The organism is Shewanella sp. MF05960, assembly GCF_050849305.1.
Taxonomy (GTDB): domain Bacteria; phylum Pseudomonadota; class Gammaproteobacteria; order Enterobacterales; family Shewanellaceae; genus Shewanella.
Map to the genome: position 1 here is coordinate 240,101 of NZ_JBOZPS010000006.1, position 20,415 is coordinate 260,515.

Sequence of the window (20,415 nt, forward strand, 5' to 3'; positions counted from 1 at the left end):
GTTCACCGAATTAATTAACAAGAGGTTCACCAAGCTTTTCTCGGGTATCAACGTACTGCGCGTCTCTTAGCTTTAGTGCACTAAACACGCCAATAGCAGCCATTAAGCCCATCGCCACTTGCACGCCTATCACTGCGGTAAAGCCGTTTTGCCACAGAGTAATAATCTGCTCGGCAAACATCAGCCAATCGGCTATCAATGTTATTAATAACAGTGCACTAGTTAGCAATAATAAGCGGCTAATATGGCGTTTAATATTGCCAATGTTAATACTCACTAACATGGTCGCTAACAAAGCCAGTACAAAGCAGGCAACAAGCCAATCACCGCGGGCTGGCAACGTGGCAGGTAACACTCGCTCACATAAAAAGCCAACCGCTGTGGCCACAATAATGCCACCGCATCCACCTATAGTGACGGCACTTGCAATGGCAATACTGCGCGGCGAAGAATGACGCTGGGTGCGGCGTTTATTAATCCACAACATATTGCCAGCCACAATCATCGCACTAATGGCCATGGCTAAAATGAAGTATAAAATCCGCACATCCATACCGGCAAAATCACCAAAATGCAGCGTCACTAACACATCGCGTCCCTGGCGGAATACATTGTATTGTTCGGCATTGACCTTATCGACCACGGCACCATTAGCAATACGGTAAGTCACTTCATCACGCTGGGCAAAACTGGCGGTATCACTACCACGAATTTGCACTAATGCATTGTCAGCACCGTAATGATGAAAAATCACATTACGTAATTCAAAATTTTCTTGCTGCCGAGTTTGCTCTATCAATTGAAAAGAGTTATCCATCGCCATCTGTGTTTGGCTGCGAGGCTCAACCACTCGGTTAAAGCCTGCATCATTAAACAAGGCTTGTTGATCGCCTTGGTAAATAAACATCGCAAACGCCAATTGAAACACAATAGCTAAATTTAGCACCAGGCCACTTAAGGCATACATTAAGGTAAACGGCAGCGTCATGACGCCTACCACTGTGTGTAAATCTAATAGATTATCGCGTCTCTGCTTATCTACCCGGTACTGAAAAAAGTGTTTAAACAGTTTACGGGCATGAATAAACACCCCAGAGATTAGGGCAAACAAAAAGACTAATGTCACCATCCCGATGAGGTAGCTTCCACCGGGTAAATGAAGGTTGTAATGCAGTCGATAAATAAATTGCGATAACAAGAAGTCATCTTTACCCGCAACCGTTTCACCGGTTTTAGGATCCACCAGAATGGCTAAAGATTGACGACCACTTTCTGCGGCATCGTCGAGCACTTCCATATAAAAAATATAATAAGGCACTAATGAGGTGGGCATATTGATCCGAAAACGCCCTTGTTGATCAACCGGATATTCTGCCCGCTTTTGTTCCACTAAGCTGCCAAGCGGTATGTCTTGCTGACTACTTTGCACTGGGTGATGTGGCGTAATAGCCCACTGTGCCACTTCGTCATGGAACAGCGTAATAGCACCGGCCCAAAATACGATAAACAGTAATGGCGAAATGATCAGTCCAAGCCAACTGTGGGCTTCGACGAGGTTTTTAATCAGTTTATGTGGGGCGTTAGCGCGAGGATTCATTGAAGACTTCATTAATAAACAGGAATATAAAACAACAACACATTGGCAACAGCAGTGACGACAAACCATTTACCACAGACAATACTGGCCGCTTTAGCAGTATTACGGCTGTAGCAATACGCCATCACCGCCACCCATAAGCAAAAGCCCAACAGCATGCCAATAAACAGTTTGGTATCTACCGCTAACGGCAACAAACGAAACACTATTAACACCAGGCAGACAGCCAGTAATAACCCCCAAGCAAAAGCTGCAAGCGACTTTAACCACATTTGATTTAACCTTACTGAATCCTGAGCGACGGGTTATTTAACGCCAACCAACATAATGCTGACAAATAAGGCGAAACCGAACGAACTCACCCACATACTGCGGCCTTTGAAGTGTGCGGCTAGCAACACCAACATCATCCACATGGTCATCACACAGATAACAACTAACAAGCAAGCCACCAGCAAACTGTAGGTATGGCTAAAGCCCCACACAGCAAATAACATGGCAGCGCAACCTAGGCTCCACGCGAGTAGTTTAGGAAACGGTAGGCTTATAAGTTGCTGCTTATCAGAGGCTAAATAAGCAAACAAACACCCTACCCATAAAGAAGAAACGCTAATAAGTTCCATGTTTAGCCAACTCGCCAATGCAAATGATAATAGTTTTCATTATCGTAAATTATTCAGTTAAACACAAGTAGATAATGTAAAAGCGAATGTAAACATAGCGTAAAGCGTTATAAGGCTAGACCAACATCGAATAGCGCGGTAAGTCTTTAATGTCGATAATAACCAAATTGATTGAATGTTCAGCTAAATGATAACGCAGCCTATTAATGCGATTGATGTAACATCGCTAAAACGAATAAAATCGATTACTAAACAATGAATTAACATCTTTACTGCAATCATTGAATCTCATATATTCTGAGTTAAATATGCTGTATTATTTTTATCTAATCAACGGTTAATATTACCGCTGGACAAAGCGATATGCATTGCTAAGCTTAAATATTAAACAAAGGTTTATACAGGGAATGTTTGATGAGATATTCCCTTCTTTTATATCATTTTCACTTAAAACAATAAGGCAATAAAATATGCTAAAACGCATCGTGTACAGCGTTTGTGGCGCAGCAATTGTAGGACTAGGCTTATTCATTCTTTATGCTTGGCAACCCGCGATAGATCCTGTCACCTCTCCAGCACTCAACAACTATTCTCCTGAGGTTATCGAACAAGGTAAAACCTTGGCTGCCGCGGGCTACTGCAGCACCTGTCATACGCCACCTGGCGGCACCGCTTATGCGGGTAACTATGAAATGCACACCGAATTTGGCACCATTTACTCAAGCAATATCACCCCAGATGTTGAAACAGGTATCGGGAGTTGGTCAGAAGAAGCCTTTACTCGTGCAATGCGTACGGGCGTTAGCCGTGATGGGCACCATTTATTACCTGCATTCCCGTACGAACATTTTAATAAAATGACCGACGCTGACATTAGCGCTATTTATGCCTATATCATGACGTCTGTGCCGGCGGTAAACCAAGTCAAAAAAGACAATGGTATTCCGTTCCCACTTAATATCAGCATGCTGCAAGCGGGTTGGAAATTACTCTTTGCCGATACCGATTCGTTTAAGCCCAATAGCGCTAAGTCAGCAGAGTGGAATCGCGGCGCCTACCTTGCGGAAGGTATTGCCCACTGCGGCGCATGCCATACTCCCCGTAATGCATTAGGCGGTGAGCAATACGCACAAATGTATCAAGGCGCGCCAATCGATGGTTGGATAGCACCGTCTTTAACCTCAACCAGCACCTCACCCATTCCGTGGCGCTCGCAAGATTTTTACGAATATCTCACCACAGGTAATTCGAAATATCACGGTAGCGCCGCTGGCCCAATGGCACCAGTAATGCACAAAGGTTTATCAGCACTGCCAGACAGCGACATGCAAGCAATCAGTGGCTATTTTGCCGACCTTGCGCGCACTAACGATACAGACGAGCCAGACACTAGCACCACCTTAAAAGCTGCCATTGCGGCGCAGCATACTCAACCTAATCAACAAGTCGAAGAAGGAGCACGCTTATATGACACAGCCTGCCAAGCCTGTCACTACAGTAGCGACCAGCTCGTTAAGGGCCGACCACTACTGACGATAGGTTCTGCAACACATTTAGATGATCCAACCAACCTTATCAACGTAATACTCGATGGCGTCAGAGCAGATCAAGGGATCAGCGGTATTGTAATGCCTGGTTTTCGCGATGCATTGAGTGATGAAGACATTAGCGCAATTGCAGCTTATTTGCGTCAATCAGCTGGGGAAAACACCTGGCCAACACTACAACAGAAAGTGGGCGAGATCCGAAATCAACCCCGATTTGAGCACTAATTCACTGGAGAAGTGACCAATGGCAAAATTTATTTTAAACGGCAAACCGATGACTGCCGACGTGGAAAGCGATACCCCACTACTGTGGGTTATTCGTGATGAACTCGATATGACCGGCACCAAGTTTGGTTGTGGTATTGGTACTTGCGGCGCCTGTACCGTCCATGTTGGCGGCCGTGCAACACGTTCATGTATTACCCCAATTTCGTCTGTAGAAGGTGCTGAAATCACCACGATTGAAGGACTATCTGAAAAAGGCGATCATCCTTTGCAAATTTCTTGGCAAAAACTGCAAGTACCACAATGTGGTTACTGTCAGTCGGGCCAAATTATGCAAGCGGCGGCATTGTTAAAAGATATTCCAGAACCTTCAGACAAAGATATTGACGCTGTGATGGGCGGAAATTTATGTCGCTGTATGACCTACGTGCGTATCCGTAGCGCTATTCATGAAGCCGCAACCTCAATCAAGGAGAGCAACGATGAGCAGACTGCCTAAACGTGGATCGGCTGGCATGACCCGCCGCGGTTTTTTAATTGCCATGACCGCGGTCGGCGTCAGCTTTGGTTTTCCGCGCCACTTGATGGCGGCGATGGATCCTGCTAGCCCAGACGGCAAAGTATTACCAACAGAAGGTGACATTTATGAACCGTCTTTATGGTACTCAATCGACACTGCTGGCAAAATCAAAGTCAACATTATGCGCTCAGAAATGGGCCAACATGTAGGTACGGCTATTGCGCGTATTCTTGCTGACGAATTAGAAGCCTCGTGGGATGATATTGAAATTATTCACGTAGACAGTGATCCACGTTGGGGTTACATGGTTACCGGTGGTAGCTGGTCTATTTCACAAAGCTGGCCTGTGTATCGCCAGGCGGGTGCTGCGGGTCGTACAGCCTTAATTGAAGCGGCAGCTAAAAAATGGGGCATTGCGCCTGCTGACTGTAAAGCCAGTAACGGCAAAGTGGTATCAAGCAAAGGCGAATTGTCGTTTGGCGAATTGGTCAAAATGGGCTTAACCCGCCAATTTACCGAAGAAGAACTCAAGCAACTGCCGCTTAAACCCAATGCTGATCTTAAATTAGTTGGCCAGCAAGTCACCTCGCTTGATATCGCCAATAAAACCAATGGTAAAACCGTATTTGGTATCGACGCTAAAGTTGATGGCATGGTGTACGCTAACCCAATTTTACCGCCAACACGTTATGGCTCAAAAGTGGTTAAGTTTGACGACTCCGCCGCCAAAGCGGTTAAAGGTTATCAGCAAACTATCGTGTTAGACGATGCCAGTGGCAGTGTACCAGGTTGGTTAATGGTTATTGCTAGCAGCTTTTTTGCCGCACAAAAAGCCTCAAAATTAGTCAAAGTGACCTGGGATGCAGGCGAAACCGCTAATGTGTCTGAAGCCGATATTATTGCTCATGGCAAAAAGTTACTTAGCGACGCCAGCAAAGGCGGCATTTTAGACACAGGTAATGTTGAAACTGAGCCAGCTTTTGCCAGTGCTAAAAGCACCATCGCCGAAGAATACATCACCAGCACCGTACTGCACGCGCAAATGGAGCCATTAAATGCCCTGGTATTTAAAAATCCAGACGGTATTTGGGAAGTGCATTCAGGTTGTCAGTGGCAATCACTTACCCTACCTGTATTAGCGACTGCATTAGGTGAAGACGAAGCTAACATTGTTATTCGTAGCTACATGTTAGGTGGTGGTTTTGGCCGCAGACTTAACGGCGACTACACCATTCCAGCGGCATTAACCTCTAAAGCATTAGGCGGTAAACCGGTTAAAATGGTGATGATGCGTCCGCAAGATATGCTGTTTGACAGTGCACGTTCTGCCTCAGTACAGCAATTAAAAATGGCGTTCGATGATAAAAAAGCCGTTACCGCCATGGAACATCACGCAACGGCTGGTTGGCCAACACAAGTATTAGCGCCAGGCTTTATGCCTAAAGGCGTTAATGGTCAGCCATTTGATCCGTTCTCAATTGCTGGTGCCGATCACTGGTACAGCGTAGGCGCACAAAAAGTGCGGGCGGTGTCTAACGACTTAGCCATTGCCACTTTTAGACCGGGTTGGTTACGTTCAGTCGGGCCGGGTTGGACGGGCTGGGCGGTTGAAAGCTTTATGGATGAAGCCGCGCATCATGCTGGTAAAGATCCACTGCAATTCCGTCTCGACATGCTAATCGCCGAAGGCCGTAACGCGGGTACCACACCTGTTGCTGCTGGCGGCGCTGCTCGTCAGGCTGCTGTACTTAAAAAAGTCGCTGAAATGATTGAGTGGGGTAAGCCACAAGCCGAAAACACCGGTTTAGGGATTGCATCCACCTTTGGTCAAGAACGCGATATGCCTACCTGGGTGGCTTGTGCCGTTCAAGTGCATGTAGACAAAGCCCGTGGCAGCATTGATGTACAAAAACTGTATATTGCGATTGATGCCGGGATTATTGTTGACCCTAATGGTGCTGAAGCACAGTGTCAGGGCGCGGCATTATGGGGCTTATCGATGGCAATTCATGAAGGCACCGAGCTGCTTAATGGCCAGTATAAAGACTCAAACTTTGATACTTATACACCAATACGTATCGGCCAAACGCCAGAGATAAAGATTGAGTTTATCCCGAGCACTCAGCCACCTTCAGGCTTAGGTGAACCCGCGGTGACGCCAGTTGCACCAGCCATTGCTAACGCAATCTATCAAGCCGTTGGCGTACGTTTACGCAAGCTACCAATGAAGCCAAACGATCTTAAAAGCAAACTGACTAGCATTTAATATGGTTTAGCAGCTTGAATAAGTAACACCCAAAAAGCCCGACTATGATGAAATAGTCGGGCTTTTTTATGCCTGCAATATTTCTTTTATCAGCCGCAATACTAAACTTATCAACCGTAAGACTGACGAAGAAAATAATTTATTTATATTATGACTTTTAAAAAACCAATAAAAACAGCTACAAACAATGCTCACCATAAAGCCGCACTATACTAAACTACTAATTGTCAACAAAAAATGACAAATTTAACTTATAATAATGAATAAGCATTGCCACATCCTTGAGTATTCTATGCCAAAAAGTATACCTGCAAATTTAGAAGCCATACTTCTAGAAGGAATAGACATTACGCCAAACTGCTTAGGTGTAATTAACAGTGACAAGGAAGTTATTTATTGCAATCAGCACTATGCCAGTATTTTTGGTGTCACTAAAGAACAAGCAATAGGTAAAAAAGCCAGTGATTTATTGCGCCATGCATGGAACACCAAACAGGGTGTTGTCATTAACACTAACGATTTTGAACAGTGGATTGATAACGTACACAAGCTGCATTCTGAAAAAAACCTCAATCAATATGAAACTGACTTATTAGATGGCCGCTGGTTTAAAATGACCAGGATCAATCTAGATAGCGGTAACATCATCATTATGGGTGTTGATATTACCGAATTAAAAAATGCCCAAAAAGCATTAGAAGATGCCCACCAACACATCGAAAGTCTCGTTAATACCGACCCGTTAACCAGTGTGCATAATCGCCGTTCATATCATCAATTAGCAAAACATGAATTTGGCCGTGCAATGAGGTTTAACCAACCACTTTCACTATTAGTTATCGATATCGATTACTTTAAAACGATTAATGATAATTTTGGTCATGTCAGTGGCGATGAAATACTCAAAGAGTTTGTCCAAGTATGTAATGGCTTACTGCGCCAATCAGATTCGTTATCACGTATTGGTGGAGAAGAATTTACAGCGGTACTGCCAATGACCGACCATGATGACGCAATGTTAATAGCTGAACGGATCCGTGCCAAAGTAGCAAAACATCTTTTTAATATCACTCAATCCGAACAACACATTACTCTGACGATATCTATTGGCAGTAGTAGCCTAATTGAGAGGGATGCATCGATGAAAGATCTCTTTAGTCGAGCAGACCAAGCACTGTATTGCGCTAAACGAGGTGGCAGAAATCAAGTTCAGCAAGCACAAATTTGTTAACCCTTTTAAGTCACTTAACGTGACCTCATCAAGTGTTCAGCAACTTAACATTAACTGATTCAACGACAATAACAAGCTAACAAAAGCCCTAATCTATCCCTTTGACAATGCGCTATTCGTCGGCCATTTTTTGTAAAAATTCTAAACGCTGCATTTCTTGCTCATCGGCCTGCCAAGGCTCGTCAGACAATTGCCCAACAGCAAATTCACCTAAGTCATAACTGGGCTCATTACTGCGGCCATAACGCGTTAACTCACCAGGTACTGCAGGACGACGCTCTAGCACAAAGCTGCCAAGCGTAAACTCACCATCTTGTTTAGGCAGCACGCCCTTATAGGCTTTGAGCTCCATTTCAACCGCACCTTCAGATAATTTTTTCGACGCTGTTAACAATGCTACAGGCTGCTGATTTGCAGTATATAAATTGGCTCTTACCCGATAATAACCGGCTTTCTCTACCGTTAGTTTGAGTGGAATGAGCATATCACTCCCTTCAGCACGCACCTCACCGACACCGGTAATCGTTGCTGCTGGGTAGCTATATTCAATGCCCGTGGTTAAAGTCTGCTTTTTACCTTTAGCGCTAAAGGTCACATTGACGGCCATCGGGCCGTCCCACTCCTCTGTTGCATCGAGTTGCACGGTCCACTTTCCATCATGGTTTGCCATATCGCCCTTGGCTAACACTTCTTTATGAGAAGACAATTCACTGCGGATCGCAGCACTGACACCCGTGACCGTTAAACCATCAACCTCTAATGTAATGACCACAGGCTCAGGAAAACTAAAACGATATTTAGGCATAACAATACTGGCACTGGCACCCCCTTCTAACATCACAGGTTGCGCCACATACTGATTCGGGTTCAATAGATGAATATCATTAACACCTAGCGGCACTGAATAACCTGGCAGAGTGAGCTCTTGTGCGTACGCTTCTGCTAGCAACGAAAAGCGCTCACTCACCGACTCAGGTAAGGTTTCTTTTACCATCACTTGTTTAGGCTGCATCTGCTTTACCACACTAGGCTGATGACTGGCGACTTGAGCTTGCTGGTTTGAAATAACAACCTGAGCCAGCGTAGGTGCTGGCTCAGACGAGAAATACCAATATCCAGCACATCCACCAAGCAAGGCGACCACATAGACAACTTTTTTATGCTTCATAGATTGGCCCGTATTGAGAATGAATTAATTTGCAGCTTGGTAAACCAATGATGACATACTGGTTTTACTTGAATTACTCACCACTCTATAACGCGCACTAAAAATCCACCAGCCACGTTTTTCGTCATAGGTAGTAAACTTAATATTGTCGCCATTTAGGTAAGCAGAGCTATTGTTGGCGGTAGTCACTTCATCTTTAGCGCTACTGCCAATAGTGTCGTTATGGCTATAACCTTCACTCATCAACATAGGATAATGATAAGGCATAAACGCACTAGGGCCGCTGACCGAAGTTAACTTACCGTCAAATGCGACACCGCGTGAGCAACTGTCATAGCTGGTTGCAGAAGCCGCACCACAACTTGAATGACTTGCCACTACACCGTCATCTTCGCCCGGTAAAAAAGCCCCTGTAGCCCCTAAAAAGTCAGACCCAGCACCAGCAAAACGTAATCGCGGTACGCGGCTACCTGGAAATGAGGCTAACTGACGCGCCGTATTGACTCGTAAATCATTTAACACCCCAATGTTAGATGATGACGGTGTCGCGCCAAGCCATAATGACACTGCAAGTTTAACTGCGGAATTGATTAACCCTGAACCGTTAGCCACATTGACCGCTAAATCTGCTAATTCAACACCGCCACCTGCGCCAGCAAAGTCAAATGTCGCCACAATATTAAGCGGCTGTAAACCTGCATTTTGTAACCATAAGGCTTGGTTATCGATAATATATCGTGTCACTAAATCGCCCGTTGAGTGGGTCACAAACACACAACCATTGGAACACGTACCGTCGCGCGACATTTGTTGTAATTTAGGCCACACGTACTGGCTGGTAATTTTATTGGCAATGCGTTCTTGCGACGGCCAATCAATACGCTCATCTGCTCTATCGCGCCAATATTGCGCCCAATAATCGGCACCATTACTCGTCACCTGCGCCCCAACAGGTTTACTTTGTAAGTTGTCAGGCTGAAAACCGTGGATTAGCACCACGGGATAGCCACCAACGGCCGCTTGTGCTGCACCACTAAATAAGCCAGCTAACAGCAATAAAATCGATTTGTTCATGGGTTGTCCTCATTTTTTATCTGCAACAGCAATAGACAGACTGTTATCATTTATTAGTTTTTTTGTTATCGAACTCATGCATTTTGTTACAACTGAGCACTCAACATAGAGCAGATAAAAAACAATGCAAGCCTAAAAAAGGCCATAAATGGCACAGAACAACCCTAATAATCAGCATCTTGTTTGAATTAATGACTGTCGATAAAATCGAAACATCTAAGAGCTTTTGTTACCCGTGATAACCAGCCCATAAAAGCCAATATTGATAATGGCACACCCGTTTTAAGCTTTTACTCCAACTATTTTTATCGTCAGCGCTTTTTTATCTTGAAGTTGCTTTTAAAAGCTTAACACTTGATTTATATGGTTATTCATCCTGTAAAAAAGGCATAAAACTATGATACGTTTATGCCTATACTGAAATGCTATTCAAAGTTGACTTCACAACGGACGGGTGAAAAATGATGACTGCTGTACCAATGGAACTAAAACAATTTTGTCTTTGCATCTTGGTCACACTTTGTTGCTCAAGTGGCCTCCTAGCCCATACTCTGGAGCTTTCAACACTCGAATGGCCACCTTTTTCAGGCAATGAACTATCTGAACAAGGCATCACTAGCCAAATCATTAGCAAAGCATTAAGTTTCGAAAATCACACCCTTGCCATTGCAGTTTTGCCCTGGAACCGAGCCGCCCGCAGTGTAACCACAGGCCAAACAGTAGGCTATTACCCAACCTATTTTAATCCTGCTAATGGATTAATATTTTCAGATCCCATCGGTGCCAGCCCTATTGTATTAATAGAACGCAAAAGTAACCCGATTATTTGGGATAAGGTCAGTGATTTAAATCAATATGAATTAGGGGTATTAAAAGGTTATATCAATACTGTTGAAGTAGATGAAATGATTGCCAATGGCAGCCAAAAATTTGAAACTGGGATCGATGAAAAACAAAATATTTTAAAGCTGGCCGCTGGCCGAATTGATACCATCATTATGGATGTTAATGTGTATCAATATTTAGCATTAGATCCGCAAATCGCCAAGGTAACTCATCTATTGCAAATTAACCCGAAAGTGCTGCAAGATAAAACCTTGCACATCACTTTTAATAATACTCAGGAGGGTAAAAAGTGGTGCGACATTGTCAATAAAGGCTTAGCGAAATTAGATGTTAACGCCATGCAAAATGCCGTATTAACCCCAACAAAGTAACCATTTATAGACATTGGTTTAGGGCCTGAAATAGTTAGTCTACGCATACTATTTAATTATGATGGGTGATGCGCAAAAGGTTAACGTTGATATTTCATCCACAATTTATAGAACACCGCATTACACTGAGGGTTACTGTCCATTTTACCATCTCGATCACAATCAGAACCTGTTAGCGTCTTCATCACATCACTGCCGTATTGTTCTATGTCATCAGCTTCAGGCGCCACAAACTCGGTCACTTTAGGCGAGTGCTCAATAAAATCGGCTACATTTTGATAAGATAAAAACTCTTCTTTAGAAATAATCTCACTGATATCTTGGGTCGCCAATTCAGACGCCACTAAAGACACAGACATCAGCATTAACGCGCTACATAAAGAAATACTGAACACACTCACAGCTATCTCCATCACCTTACAGAGGTAAAACCTGATGATACGACTTTAAAAGGTATTTTGTTACCCACGAACCCAACTGCCATAAAAAATAACTAACAACGTCAATACCTAAATAACGTATCCAAGCATAGGCGTGCATTGCCAAAAAATCTGATTTATAACGTTATATTACCTTTAGCAAACAACTAAAATGCCTTAATAAGCATTTAACCCGCTCATGTATTTCATCGGTGGGTGTTTCATGACTTTTTTAAACATAGTGATAAAGGCACTAACCGACTCATAACCTAATAACTCAGACACTTGTTGGACACTTTTCTTGTTTGATAATGCTTGCAGTGCGGTAACAATATCAATTTGGGTGCGCCACTTTCCAAATGTCATGCCGGTTTCTTTTTTGATTAATCGTGCCAGGGTGCGTTCTGTTAATGCAAACTCATCGGCCCATTGCGGCAAGGTTTTTCTATCGCTCGGCTGGCTTATCAGTTGCTGGCTCATAGCCTGAATCACAGCATTTTTCGACAACACAACATCTAGGTGCTGAATGGGCATGTCACTCAACTGATCAAATAACACTTGAGCTAAACGCGCGGTTTTACTGGTTAGGTCATAATGTTGATCACACCCTGCAAGTTGACACATTAACTCTTTAACTAAGGGCGTAATCGCCAAGGTGCAAGTATTTGACGGCATACCTTGCATGTTGCTATTAATAAACACATGACACAGTTGTGCGTTATCTGAGGCGCGATTACTGTGTAGTTTATTTGCCGGGATCCAAATAGCGCTATGGGTTGGCACCATCCACATTTTTGCCGATACTTCACAGGTCACGTAACCGTGCAAAGCTAAAATTAACTGACCTTTAGGGTGAGTGTGTAACGGGATTTCATGACTGGCACAAGCTTGTTCAATTTTAGCGATGACCGGTTGTGGCATCGATTCATAATTGCTGATCTCATCCCACCCTATTGGCTTAAACATAGACTTGTCCGTTTTGAGATATTTAATGTCACTATAGCTAAATTATCTCAGCAGGCAAATCTTTATACTGTCGACCATTATTAAGTGAAATCTAAAGCAGCAAATGACGTTACCAACAGATAATAGCAAACTGCAATCGCGCTTTTCTGGCGTAATACTGGTGATAGGTATCTTACTGATTGCGGCTAATTTACGCGCGCCGTTTACCGGCATTGCCCCTGTGTTAGCGCAAATTATTGATCACTTTACGCTAAGTGGTTCACAGGCAGGCTTTATCACCACTCTACCGCTTATCGCCTTTGCGATTATTTCCCCTATGGCAGCCATGTTTGCCAGAAGACAAGGCCTAGAACATGCCTTGTTTGCCGCATTAATACTGATTTTATTCGGTATTCTGGCGAGATTTATCGACTCATCAATTATGTTATTTGTAGGCACAGCGGTTATTGGTGTCGGTATTGCCATTGCAAACGTGCTGTTACCGAGCCTAATCAAACGAGATTTCGCCACCAAAGTAGCACTCATGACTTCTGCTTATGTCCTCACCATGGGCATGGCATCGGGTGGTTTTTCTGCGTTGGTATTCCCGCTGAGTCAGTTCAATGGTTTAGGTTGGCAATTAGCATTGGGCTCGTCGGCAATGTTAACGGTCGCGGGGTTGATTGTGTGGACCGCACAATTAGGTAAGCACACTAAACCCGCGAGTATGTCGCAATTTGCACCATCGTCAAAAAGTGTATGGCGTTACTTATTAGCGTGGCAAGTGACCCTGTTGCTCGGCTTAAACTCATTTTTGACTTATATCATCATTACATGGCTACCCAGCATATTAACTGATACTGGCCACTCAGCAGTTGAAGCTGGGGCATATCATGGCGCATTTCAAATTTCGACCGCACTACCCGGCCTCGTATTAATCCCCCTATTGGCTAAGTTAAAAGATCAGAGTGCGCTGAGCTTTATTTTAGGATTACTCAGCGCCAGCTCCGCAATAGGCTTGTTATACATGCCTGGTTTTGCTTTTTTCTGGACGATTATGTTGGGGTTTTGCTCTGGAGGCTGTTTTATTCTGGGGCTGTCGTTTATTAGTTTACGCACAGATGACCCGCATCAAGCGGCTTCGCTTTCTGGTATGTCACAAAGTGTCGGTTATTTATTAGCGGCAATAGGCCCTATGATGGCGGGAGCACTTCATACCTCAACAGGTAGCTGGGAAGCGCCGTTGTGGTTATGCATCATTGCTGCGCTATTGTGTGCAATATGCGGGTTCGGTGGCGGCAGAAATACCACTCTGAATAAGTCTGACGCGGCATAATTGATGGTTATGGTGATAAGAAAAAACAACTTATTCATCAACATAGTGAGCTGAGGCAACTCATTTTAAGATGGCTTGCTTAACAGCAAGCCGAATTAAGCAGCAAGTCTACTTTAGAAGCAAGCCCAGTTCAGTTTGCTTTTTCTTACTCAGACCTGAAGCGACAATACGGTGGGATTGCGCTAAATAATAGGTTAACTCTTCATCTAACCTGCCTGATGTTTCTATTTGTTGGATCCACTTCATCCCACGGCTGGCAAAGTAAGGCGCCGGATGATAACCATCATTATTTTTTAAAAACTCATAATTTAACGGTGACGTTTTAAATGTGAATGCCGGATCGCCATTTTTAGCCGTAAAACCAATGGCGAATACCTTACCAGCCACTTTCCACACGTGCGAACCACCCCATTGCATAACATAAGTTGATGCAGGTAAAGCTTCACAAAATTGATTAAATTCACTGTGCTTCAAAAATCCATCACCGTTTATCGTGTTAGCAAAAAATCTTGGGTTATGACCAAAACGTTGGCCGCATAGCCAATAAGTAAACACCAATAGCGTGGTAATTAACGCACCCATGAGATTTAACGATGGGTCGCTCACCAGCCATGCTCAACATCATGCAATCAATACGTTGAATTAGGTGTGCTTTCAGGGTTAATGTCGCCGTACACTTCTTCTGGATCGACATCATTGATCAATAACATCTCCCTCACGGTTTCAATGTGGTCTAATGTTTTTTGGTAATTATCACCATACTCATACTTAGTCACTTCAATTGCTTTTGGCATATAAGTAAACGCAATTTTCAATGCCTGTAATGCAGACTCACTCATTTTGTCACTCATGTCACACTCCTAATTTTATGGCTTGATGTATCGCTAGGTGCCGTAATCAAAAATACAGTTAATACTGAGTTTGAATAGTTACTTTGCGTATTGCGAAATGATATTTACCCAGGTTTTTTCTATTTCAGGCAGTAACTTCTTAAAGGCTGAAGCCTCAGTTGCTACCCGCATATCATCTACCGCATCTGAGGTACTCCACACACTCGCACTACGACTTTCTTTGGTGGTAGCTTCAGCCAAACCATATAAATATTCGGTACGCACATCAAAAAAAGCCGCCGATACCGTGGTGGTCACCGACACTTCTTTGTTTTTCAAAAAACCGAGTGAAATAACATTCAGCGGAGCAAATTTCTGTTCACCTGCATGGAACGAAGTATCGAAGGTGTAGATAAGGAGAATATCAGCTTTGAGCCGAGCGGCTGCTTCACGCAAAGAGTTTATCGAATCAAGGTTTGTAGGTAAAAGAATCCGGTTTAATGGTGCTAAACCTGCAATGTTAGGCAGTTTAGCCAACCGGTCAAAATCGTCATCGGACTCTACTTCACGGGTCGTCACTACACTATACCGCCCAGTGCCAAAACTGTTTAGGGCATAGGATTGATAACCGGGCGCCTGTATTCTTGCGACTGCGATATTAGCTGGAAATACTGCAGCTGGTTCTTTTGACATTAACTCATTAATATTGGTATCAGACAATTCACTAAACTGAACGCTGCCACCTGGCGTGGTATAAGAAGCACACCCGCTCAATATCAATATCAATATCATGCTTAACGTAATAGTTTTAATCGACTTCATTATGACTCCAGTGTTGATAATGGATACCAAGTCTAAGCGAAAAGCATTAATGACAATTTTTGCATCATCCTTTTAACTGCTCGACGATCTTGAACAAGAAATACAATATCTAGGTTATTTTAAAAAATCCAGCAAACCTCTGAACAGGTTTACTATTTTATTATTAGCCAGCGACTTAATCACTTAATTTTAGCTCTCTCGCCATACGGAGATAAACAGGCTCAATCAAACATTTACTTTGATTATCAAACAACATAGAATCGAGAATTATTTGATTATCAAACTAAGATGTTATGAACAATATTGCTGCTCAGTATACTCATCACCATAATTTTGCTGCCGTTAACGAGCAAAATGTAAAACGTACCTGGTATGTACTGATCATTACGGTCATTACCATGGCTGTTGAGGTGGTCGCTGGCACCCTATATGGTTCAATGGCATTACTCGCTGATGGTTGGCACATGGGTACGCATGCTGCAGCTTTTTGTATCACACTCTTTACTTATAGCTATGCCAGAAAACACGCGCAAAGTGGCAAATTCTCTTTTGGTGTGGGCAAAGTGGGAGTGCTTGGCGGATATACCAGCGCAATCGCATTAGGGATTGTGGCAATCATCATGTTAGCCGAATCGGTACATCGCTTATTGTCACCCGTTGACATCCAGTTTAATCAATCGATTTTGGTGGCTATCGTCGGACTTGTCGTCAACATTGCCAGTATGTTTATTCTAGGCCACGAGCATCACGACCATGCTCATAGTCATAGTCATAGTCACGACCATAGTCACAGTCATGGGAATAACCATACTCATAGCGACCAACATCACCACACAAATAATCATGCTCATAACCACGATGATCATGAGCACCATGAGCATCATGAGCATCACCATAACGGCCAGGATCATAATCTCAAGGCGGCTTATTTTCACGTATTAGCAGACGCATTAACCTCTGTGCTTGCCATTTGTGCGCTATTAGTCGGAAAATATCTAGGCTGGTATTGGTTAGACCCAATGATGGGGATAGTGGGTGCGGTTATCATTACTAAATGGGCATTAGGCTTAATGAAACAAACAAGCCCCATTTTGCTAGATGAAAACATCGACAAAGCATACCAGGCAGAAATCGTGAACACGATTGAAGATGAACACACCCAAGTTACGGATATCCACATCTGGAAAATCAGTGCCGACCACTATTCAGCCTCTATTGCAGTCTGTACCTCAACAGAGGCCAATGCGGAATCAATTAAACACGCTTTACATAAGTTTGATAAGCTAAGCCACTTTACTATTGAAGTGAATCACTGCTGAGGTCGTTTATGCATTCTTTGAATAACTTAATTATCGAATTTTACGACAAATTGTCTTCCTGGGAGCAATCTGTTGTCAAAGATACCGGTTATTCACTGGCGCAGGTACACACAATAGAAGTGTTAGGCTCTCATGGGCCAATGAGAATGAAAGAATTAGCCGACAGGCTTGGCATTACTACCGGCACGTTAACGGTGCAGATTGAAAAGTTAGTCAATTTGGGATTAGTCAATCGCGCTGCACACGAAGACGATAGGCGCTCAATACTAGTCGGCCTCACCAGCGAAGGTACTGAGCTTCATTCACATCATAATCGTATGCACATGCAGCTGACCAAAGACATTACCCGCAACCTAGATCAACATGCTGTCGATGTACTGAAAACCTGCTTTGAAAAAATGAACCGAGAGTTTTAATACCATTCCGCGTTAATAAGTGATTATTCAGCGAGAGGCATAGCCATTCTGTTTCAGTGAATATGCCTTAATCAATCAGTATGCCTCGATCACTACCCTTCAACGTCTATGCTTCTGTTTATAGAGGCTAACTTATTATAGAGACTAACTTACGACTCAATATCGAGTAACGATATAACCCACTTTTGCAAAGGGTCGTCGTGGTAACGCGGATGCCAAGCGGCAATCACATCAAAACTATCTGGCGATTGCTCAAGTTCAAGGGTGACTACATCTAACCCTTTAATCGCTCGTAAGGGTAAAAAAGCAATAGAGTCGGTTGTTTCAAGATACATAGGCACCACCGAAAAACAGGGCGCAGATACTACTATGTTTCGTTGCAAACCAAATTGCGCGAACCAATCATCAATAGAACCTTTAAAGTTGGGCCGAGACGGTGACGCAATAATGGTAGGATATTGGGCAATGTCAGCTAACGAAGGTGTGGTTTTTGATATTGTTGAATGGGTTGAAGTCACACAAACATGGCGTTCTTCAAACAGCTTAATAACGCGATAACTATCAGGAATATAATCAGGAAACGCGATAGCCAAATTCACCTTTCCGCTTTCCATTTGCTCATGCAATTTATCTATCTCAAAATCTTGCACAATCAGCTTTAAGTTGGGCGCTTGAACTCTTAGTTTGGCAATCAACATAGGCAGAACAATTTGCTGCGCATAATCTGTCGCAGAAATAGTAAAAGTGCCCTTGGCCTTATGTGGAATAAAGGTTTTGGTTGATATTAATGAGTTGAAATCAATCAGTAGCTTATCAACCCCAACCGATAATTCCTCAGCAAAAGGCGTTGGCACAAAGCCATTTGTTTTCCTAACAAACAACCTGTCATCAAACACGTCTCTGAGTTTTTTCAAATGCTCACTAACAGCTTGTTGAGTCAAACCGAGCTGACTTGCAGCTTTAGACGCATTCTCCTCACGCATAAGCGCCTGAAAAACCTTCAATTGTTTTAAGTCTAATCGGTCTAATTTACTCATAATTTATCCTTCATACATCATCGCTGGCCCACTCCGCCAACCATTAACAAGTATAACTTGTATCACTTACAATTAACGATTGTTTCTAATTGTTTTACTCATTCGCTAAAGTCTACCCATCAAGTTAACTCAATAGATGGAAACAAAAATGAAAACAGTAATTTTAATTGGTGCACTAGGCAAAATGGGTCAAGCAGCGTTATCTGGCTTAGGTAAGCATAAGGTTATCACTGCGGGCCGCTCTGGCAACGTCGACCACATTGTCGATATTACCGATGAGCAATCGATTGAAGCCTTGTATGCAAAAGTCGGTCACTTTGATGCCGTGGTTAATACCGTGGGCGCTTGTGAATATGCGCCATTTGTAGAAATGACAGAAGCCCAATGGATGACCACTGTCATGAGTAAAATGATGGGCCAAATTAACCTAGTGCGTATTGGTCAAAAATACATTGCTGATGGCGGTTCATTTACTTTAATCAGCGGCATATTAAATGTTAAGCCTATTCCGTTTGCAATTGCCGATGCCACCACCAGCGGCGCTATCGATACCTTTGTAAAGTGTGTCGCCTATGAAATGCCAAGAAACACCCGCATCAATGTGGTCAACCCAACGGTGTTAACTGAAGCATGGGATGTGTATGGCGAAATGATGGCAGGTTTTGAGCCAGTACCTGGACGATTAGTTGGCAAAGCATTCGAGCGTTCTGTCGATGGCTTTATTACTGGTGAAGTGATTTTTGTAGACGCTTAATCTCATGAAAACGAGGGAGCAAAACAACAATGCTCCCTTCGATTAAGCAAGTCTATGCATTAGGCCAAGCCATTCTAAAGGTCGAGTCAGTAGCATATTCACAGCCTAATTTACTCAGCCCTAACGGACTCAAACTAATCAATCAAGATAAGCACGTAATCACGCTATCAATTAATATTTAGGAATACACAATGAAAGTTTATACCCTCGCAGCAATCATCATGTTTTTATCCGGCTGTGCGCATTTGCAAACTACTGATACTTCAAGTTCTGAGCGTCAAAACATAGGTTCTCGAGGCACTTATTCTCAAAATATAAGTGTCGATGATTTAGCAACTCAATCCACTGACTCAAAACAAGTATGTAAAAGGATAAAGCGAAATAAACATTTTATCACCCGTTGCCAACCCGTGGGTGCACGTTAATAAGCATTGAGTAAGCCACTTTTAAACTGTCTATGGTGCTTAGTGACTCGTAATATTTTATCGTAAACCTATATCGAATATCTTCAGCGATACTGAAGATTGATGAAATAATGGTGTCGCTAACCTATGCATTTTTTAACAGTAACAGCGAATCGATAACAGATTCTGCTAGTGGTCTCAGTGTCCAATCAAATGCACAACGCGTCGTCAAAGTATCTGCGGATAAATGCATACCTAAAACAGAGACTACTCAGCCGATCATAAATTATGTCAAACAAGCATGATGACTATAAAAATGACACTAACTTTGACGTTAAATAAAGCATTTTCTCTACCGTAAAAGCCAAATCCCACGCGTTCGTTTTGTGCAACTTTTAGGATAAATATGTGCTATCCCCTTTGTATGGATAATAACTAAGTAATTTGGGTAAAGTGAGACCCAAGCTTTTGTTGCAACTTAAGCCTTCTATTTGATAGCTCGATATCCTTATGGCTCCTCTATTGAGAGACCGATAACTAACGTGAGCATCATGTAGAACTCCAAGCACTCATCTCGAATAGTCGACTGGGTCTAGAACCCGTATTTCGCAATAAAGAGAACGCTTATTATGAATAGTAATCACATGCAAAACATCAATGTCGGA

At 43.1% G+C, this 20,415-nt stretch carries 21 protein-coding genes; 10 read left to right on the forward strand and 11 right to left on the reverse strand.

Annotated features, from left to right (window positions below):
- Positions 1-10: 10 nt before the first annotated feature.
- The 3 genes from ACROAE_RS08510 to ACROAE_RS08520 are packed head-to-tail and all read right to left on the reverse strand — an operon-like array spanning position 11 to position 2,220.
- A complete protein-coding gene (locus ACROAE_RS08510) occupies positions 11-1,597 on the reverse strand; it encodes a PepSY-associated TM helix domain-containing protein (RefSeq protein WP_432400723.1) in 1,587 nt (528 codons plus the stop codon).
- 11 nt (positions 1,598-1,608) lie between these two features.
- Positions 1,609-1,869, reverse strand: coding sequence for a hypothetical protein (locus ACROAE_RS08515; RefSeq protein ID WP_432400725.1), 261 nt, complete (start codon positions 1,867-1,869; stop codon positions 1,609-1,611).
- Between the two features lie 33 nt (positions 1,870-1,902).
- Positions 1,903-2,220, reverse strand: coding sequence for a hypothetical protein (locus ACROAE_RS08520; RefSeq protein ID WP_160052058.1), 318 nt, complete (start codon positions 2,218-2,220; stop codon positions 1,903-1,905).
- A 470-nt stretch (positions 2,221-2,690) separates the two neighbouring features.
- Here ACROAE_RS08520 and ACROAE_RS08525 point away from each other — a divergent pair, with 470 nt between their 5' ends.
- The 4 genes from ACROAE_RS08525 (at position 2,691) to ACROAE_RS08540 (ending at position 8,009) form a co-directional block, all read left to right on the forward strand.
- On the forward strand, positions 2,691-3,992 hold the full coding sequence (locus ACROAE_RS08525) for a cytochrome c (protein WP_432400727.1): 1,302 nt from the start codon (positions 2,691-2,693) through the stop codon (positions 3,990-3,992).
- A gap of 19 nt (positions 3,993-4,011) precedes the next feature.
- Positions 4,012-4,491 carry a (2Fe-2S)-binding protein gene (locus ACROAE_RS08530; RefSeq protein ID WP_432400729.1) on the forward strand — a complete coding sequence of 160 codons (480 nt, stop codon included), beginning with the start codon at positions 4,012-4,014 and terminating at the stop codon, positions 4,489-4,491.
- Positions 4,475-6,778, forward strand: coding sequence for a molybdopterin cofactor-binding domain-containing protein (locus tag ACROAE_RS08535; protein ID WP_432400731.1), 2,304 nt, complete (start codon positions 4,475-4,477; stop codon positions 6,776-6,778). Before ACROAE_RS08530 ends, ACROAE_RS08535 begins: the two co-directional genes overlap by 17 nt.
- Positions 6,779-7,070: 292 nt before the next feature.
- Positions 7,071-8,009: a diguanylate cyclase gene (locus ACROAE_RS08540; RefSeq protein ID WP_432400733.1), complete on the forward strand. Its 939-nt coding sequence runs from the start codon at positions 7,071-7,073 to the stop codon at positions 8,007-8,009.
- A 112-nt stretch (positions 8,010-8,121) separates the two neighbouring features.
- On the opposite strand, the gene ACROAE_RS08545 is transcribed toward ACROAE_RS08540, so the two are convergent.
- Positions 8,122-9,177 carry a hypothetical protein gene (locus ACROAE_RS08545; RefSeq protein WP_432400735.1) on the reverse strand — a complete coding sequence of 352 codons (1,056 nt, stop codon included), beginning with the start codon at positions 9,175-9,177 and terminating at the stop codon, positions 8,122-8,124.
- A gap of 24 nt (positions 9,178-9,201) precedes the next feature.
- On the reverse strand, positions 9,202-10,251 hold the full coding sequence (locus tag ACROAE_RS08550; RefSeq protein ID WP_432400737.1) for a hypothetical protein: 1,050 nt from the start codon (positions 10,249-10,251) through the stop codon (positions 9,202-9,204).
- A gap of 461 nt (positions 10,252-10,712) precedes the next feature.
- On the opposite strand from ACROAE_RS08550, the gene ACROAE_RS08555 reads away from it, so the two are divergent.
- Positions 10,713-11,468, forward strand: a complete 756-nt coding sequence (locus ACROAE_RS08555; protein ID WP_432400739.1) for a substrate-binding periplasmic protein — start codon at positions 10,713-10,715, stop codon at positions 11,466-11,468.
- Positions 11,469-11,548: 80 nt separating this feature from the next.
- Here the strand turns inward: ACROAE_RS08555 and ACROAE_RS08560 are convergent, their stop codons facing one another.
- Both ACROAE_RS08560 and ACROAE_RS08565 read right to left on the reverse strand, forming a co-directional pair.
- Entirely contained in the window at positions 11,549-11,869 is a 321-nt protein-coding gene (locus ACROAE_RS08560) for a hypothetical protein (protein WP_432400741.1), read from the reverse strand.
- Positions 11,870-12,064: 195 nt separating this feature from the next.
- The gene (locus tag ACROAE_RS08565; protein ID WP_432400743.1) at positions 12,065-12,853 is read right to left on the reverse strand and encodes an AraC family transcriptional regulator; all 789 of its coding nucleotides are present in this window, start codon (positions 12,851-12,853) and stop codon (positions 12,065-12,067) included.
- A gap of 103 nt (positions 12,854-12,956) precedes the next feature.
- On the opposite strand from ACROAE_RS08565, the gene ACROAE_RS08570 reads away from it, so the two are divergent.
- A complete protein-coding gene (locus tag ACROAE_RS08570) occupies positions 12,957-14,168 on the forward strand; it encodes an MFS transporter (protein ID WP_432400745.1) in 1,212 nt (403 codons plus the stop codon).
- 108 nt (positions 14,169-14,276) lie between these two features.
- Here the strand turns inward: ACROAE_RS08570 and ACROAE_RS08575 are convergent, their stop codons facing one another.
- The 3 genes from ACROAE_RS08575 to ACROAE_RS08585 form a co-directional block, all read right to left on the reverse strand.
- On the reverse strand, positions 14,277-14,642 hold the full coding sequence (locus ACROAE_RS08575) for an MmcQ/YjbR family DNA-binding protein (RefSeq protein WP_432400763.1): 366 nt from the start codon (positions 14,640-14,642) through the stop codon (positions 14,277-14,279).
- A gap of 155 nt (positions 14,643-14,797) precedes the next feature.
- Positions 14,798-15,019, reverse strand: coding sequence for a penicillin-binding protein (locus ACROAE_RS08580; protein WP_160052074.1), 222 nt, complete (start codon positions 15,017-15,019; stop codon positions 14,798-14,800).
- Between the two features lie 78 nt (positions 15,020-15,097).
- Positions 15,098-15,820 carry a hypothetical protein gene (locus ACROAE_RS08585; RefSeq protein WP_432400747.1) on the reverse strand — a complete coding sequence of 241 codons (723 nt, stop codon included), beginning with the start codon at positions 15,818-15,820 and terminating at the stop codon, positions 15,098-15,100.
- Positions 15,821-16,113: 293 nt separating this feature from the next.
- On the opposite strand from ACROAE_RS08585, the gene ACROAE_RS08590 reads away from it, so the two are divergent.
- Both ACROAE_RS08590 and ACROAE_RS08595 read left to right on the forward strand, forming a co-directional pair.
- Positions 16,114-17,139 (forward strand): cation diffusion facilitator family transporter, encoded by a 1,026-nt coding sequence (locus ACROAE_RS08590; RefSeq protein ID WP_432400749.1) that lies wholly within the window; start codon positions 16,114-16,116, stop codon positions 17,137-17,139.
- A gap of 8 nt (positions 17,140-17,147) precedes the next feature.
- Positions 17,148-17,555, forward strand: a complete 408-nt coding sequence (locus ACROAE_RS08595) for a MarR family winged helix-turn-helix transcriptional regulator (protein WP_432400751.1) — start codon at positions 17,148-17,150, stop codon at positions 17,553-17,555.
- 149 nt (positions 17,556-17,704) lie between these two features.
- Here the strand turns inward: ACROAE_RS08595 and ACROAE_RS08600 are convergent, their stop codons facing one another.
- On the reverse strand, positions 17,705-18,592 hold the full coding sequence (locus ACROAE_RS08600) for a LysR family transcriptional regulator (RefSeq protein ID WP_432400753.1): 888 nt from the start codon (positions 18,590-18,592) through the stop codon (positions 17,705-17,707).
- Positions 18,593-18,740: 148 nt separating this feature from the next.
- Between ACROAE_RS08600 and ACROAE_RS08605 the strand changes: the two genes are divergently transcribed.
- A complete protein-coding gene (locus ACROAE_RS08605; RefSeq protein ID WP_059746887.1) occupies positions 18,741-19,346 on the forward strand; it encodes a short chain dehydrogenase in 606 nt (201 codons plus the stop codon).
- Positions 19,347-19,537: 191 nt separating this feature from the next.
- Positions 19,538-19,771, forward strand: coding sequence for a hypothetical protein (locus ACROAE_RS08610; protein ID WP_432400755.1), 234 nt, complete (start codon positions 19,538-19,540; stop codon positions 19,769-19,771).
- The last annotated feature ends 644 nt before the right edge of the window (positions 19,772-20,415 follow it).

Excerpts from the sequence above, each read along its gene's own strand:
- ACROAE_RS08530 (WP_432400729.1), top strand. The coding sequence starts at position 4,012 with ATGGCAAAATTTATTTTAAACGGCAAACCGATGACTGCCGACGTGGAA.
- ACROAE_RS08565 (WP_432400743.1), bottom strand. The coding sequence starts at position 12,853 with ATGTTTAAGCCAATAGGGTGGGATGAGATCAGCAATTATGAATCGATG.
- ACROAE_RS08605 (WP_059746887.1), top strand. The coding sequence starts at position 18,741 with ATGAAAACAGTAATTTTAATTGGTGCACTAGGCAAAATGGGTCAAGCA.
- ACROAE_RS08535 (WP_432400731.1), top strand. The coding sequence starts at position 4,475 with ATGAGCAGACTGCCTAAACGTGGATCGGCTGGCATGACCCGCCGCGGT.
- ACROAE_RS08545 (WP_432400735.1), bottom strand. The coding sequence starts at position 9,177 with ATGAAGCATAAAAAAGTTGTCTATGTGGTCGCCTTGCTTGGTGGATGT.
- ACROAE_RS08525 (WP_432400727.1), top strand. The coding sequence starts at position 2,691 with ATGCTAAAACGCATCGTGTACAGCGTTTGTGGCGCAGCAATTGTAGGA.
- ACROAE_RS08570 (WP_432400745.1), top strand. The coding sequence starts at position 12,957 with ATGACGTTACCAACAGATAATAGCAAACTGCAATCGCGCTTTTCTGGC.
- ACROAE_RS08600 (WP_432400753.1), bottom strand. The coding sequence starts at position 18,592 with ATGAGTAAATTAGACCGATTAGACTTAAAACAATTGAAGGTTTTTCAG.
- ACROAE_RS08595 (WP_432400751.1), top strand. The coding sequence starts at position 17,148 with ATGCATTCTTTGAATAACTTAATTATCGAATTTTACGACAAATTGTCT.
- ACROAE_RS08590 (WP_432400749.1), top strand. The coding sequence starts at position 16,114 with ATGAACAATATTGCTGCTCAGTATACTCATCACCATAATTTTGCTGCC.
- ACROAE_RS08510 (WP_432400723.1), bottom strand. The coding sequence starts at position 1,597 with ATGAATCCTCGCGCTAACGCCCCACATAAACTGATTAAAAACCTCGTC.
- ACROAE_RS08610 (WP_432400755.1), top strand. The coding sequence starts at position 19,538 with ATGAAAGTTTATACCCTCGCAGCAATCATCATGTTTTTATCCGGCTGT.
- ACROAE_RS08580 (WP_160052074.1), bottom strand. The coding sequence starts at position 15,019 with ATGAGTGACAAAATGAGTGAGTCTGCATTACAGGCATTGAAAATTGCG.
- ACROAE_RS08515 (WP_432400725.1), bottom strand. The coding sequence starts at position 1,869 with ATGTGGTTAAAGTCGCTTGCAGCTTTTGCTTGGGGGTTATTACTGGCT.
- ACROAE_RS08540 (WP_432400733.1), top strand. The coding sequence starts at position 7,071 with ATGCCAAAAAGTATACCTGCAAATTTAGAAGCCATACTTCTAGAAGGA.
- ACROAE_RS08555 (WP_432400739.1), top strand. The coding sequence starts at position 10,713 with ATGATGACTGCTGTACCAATGGAACTAAAACAATTTTGTCTTTGCATC.
- ACROAE_RS08520 (WP_160052058.1), bottom strand. The coding sequence starts at position 2,220 with ATGGAACTTATTAGCGTTTCTTCTTTATGGGTAGGGTGTTTGTTTGCT.
- ACROAE_RS08585 (WP_432400747.1), bottom strand. The coding sequence starts at position 15,820 with ATGAAGTCGATTAAAACTATTACGTTAAGCATGATATTGATATTGATA.
- ACROAE_RS08550 (WP_432400737.1), bottom strand. The coding sequence starts at position 10,251 with ATGAACAAATCGATTTTATTGCTGTTAGCTGGCTTATTTAGTGGTGCA.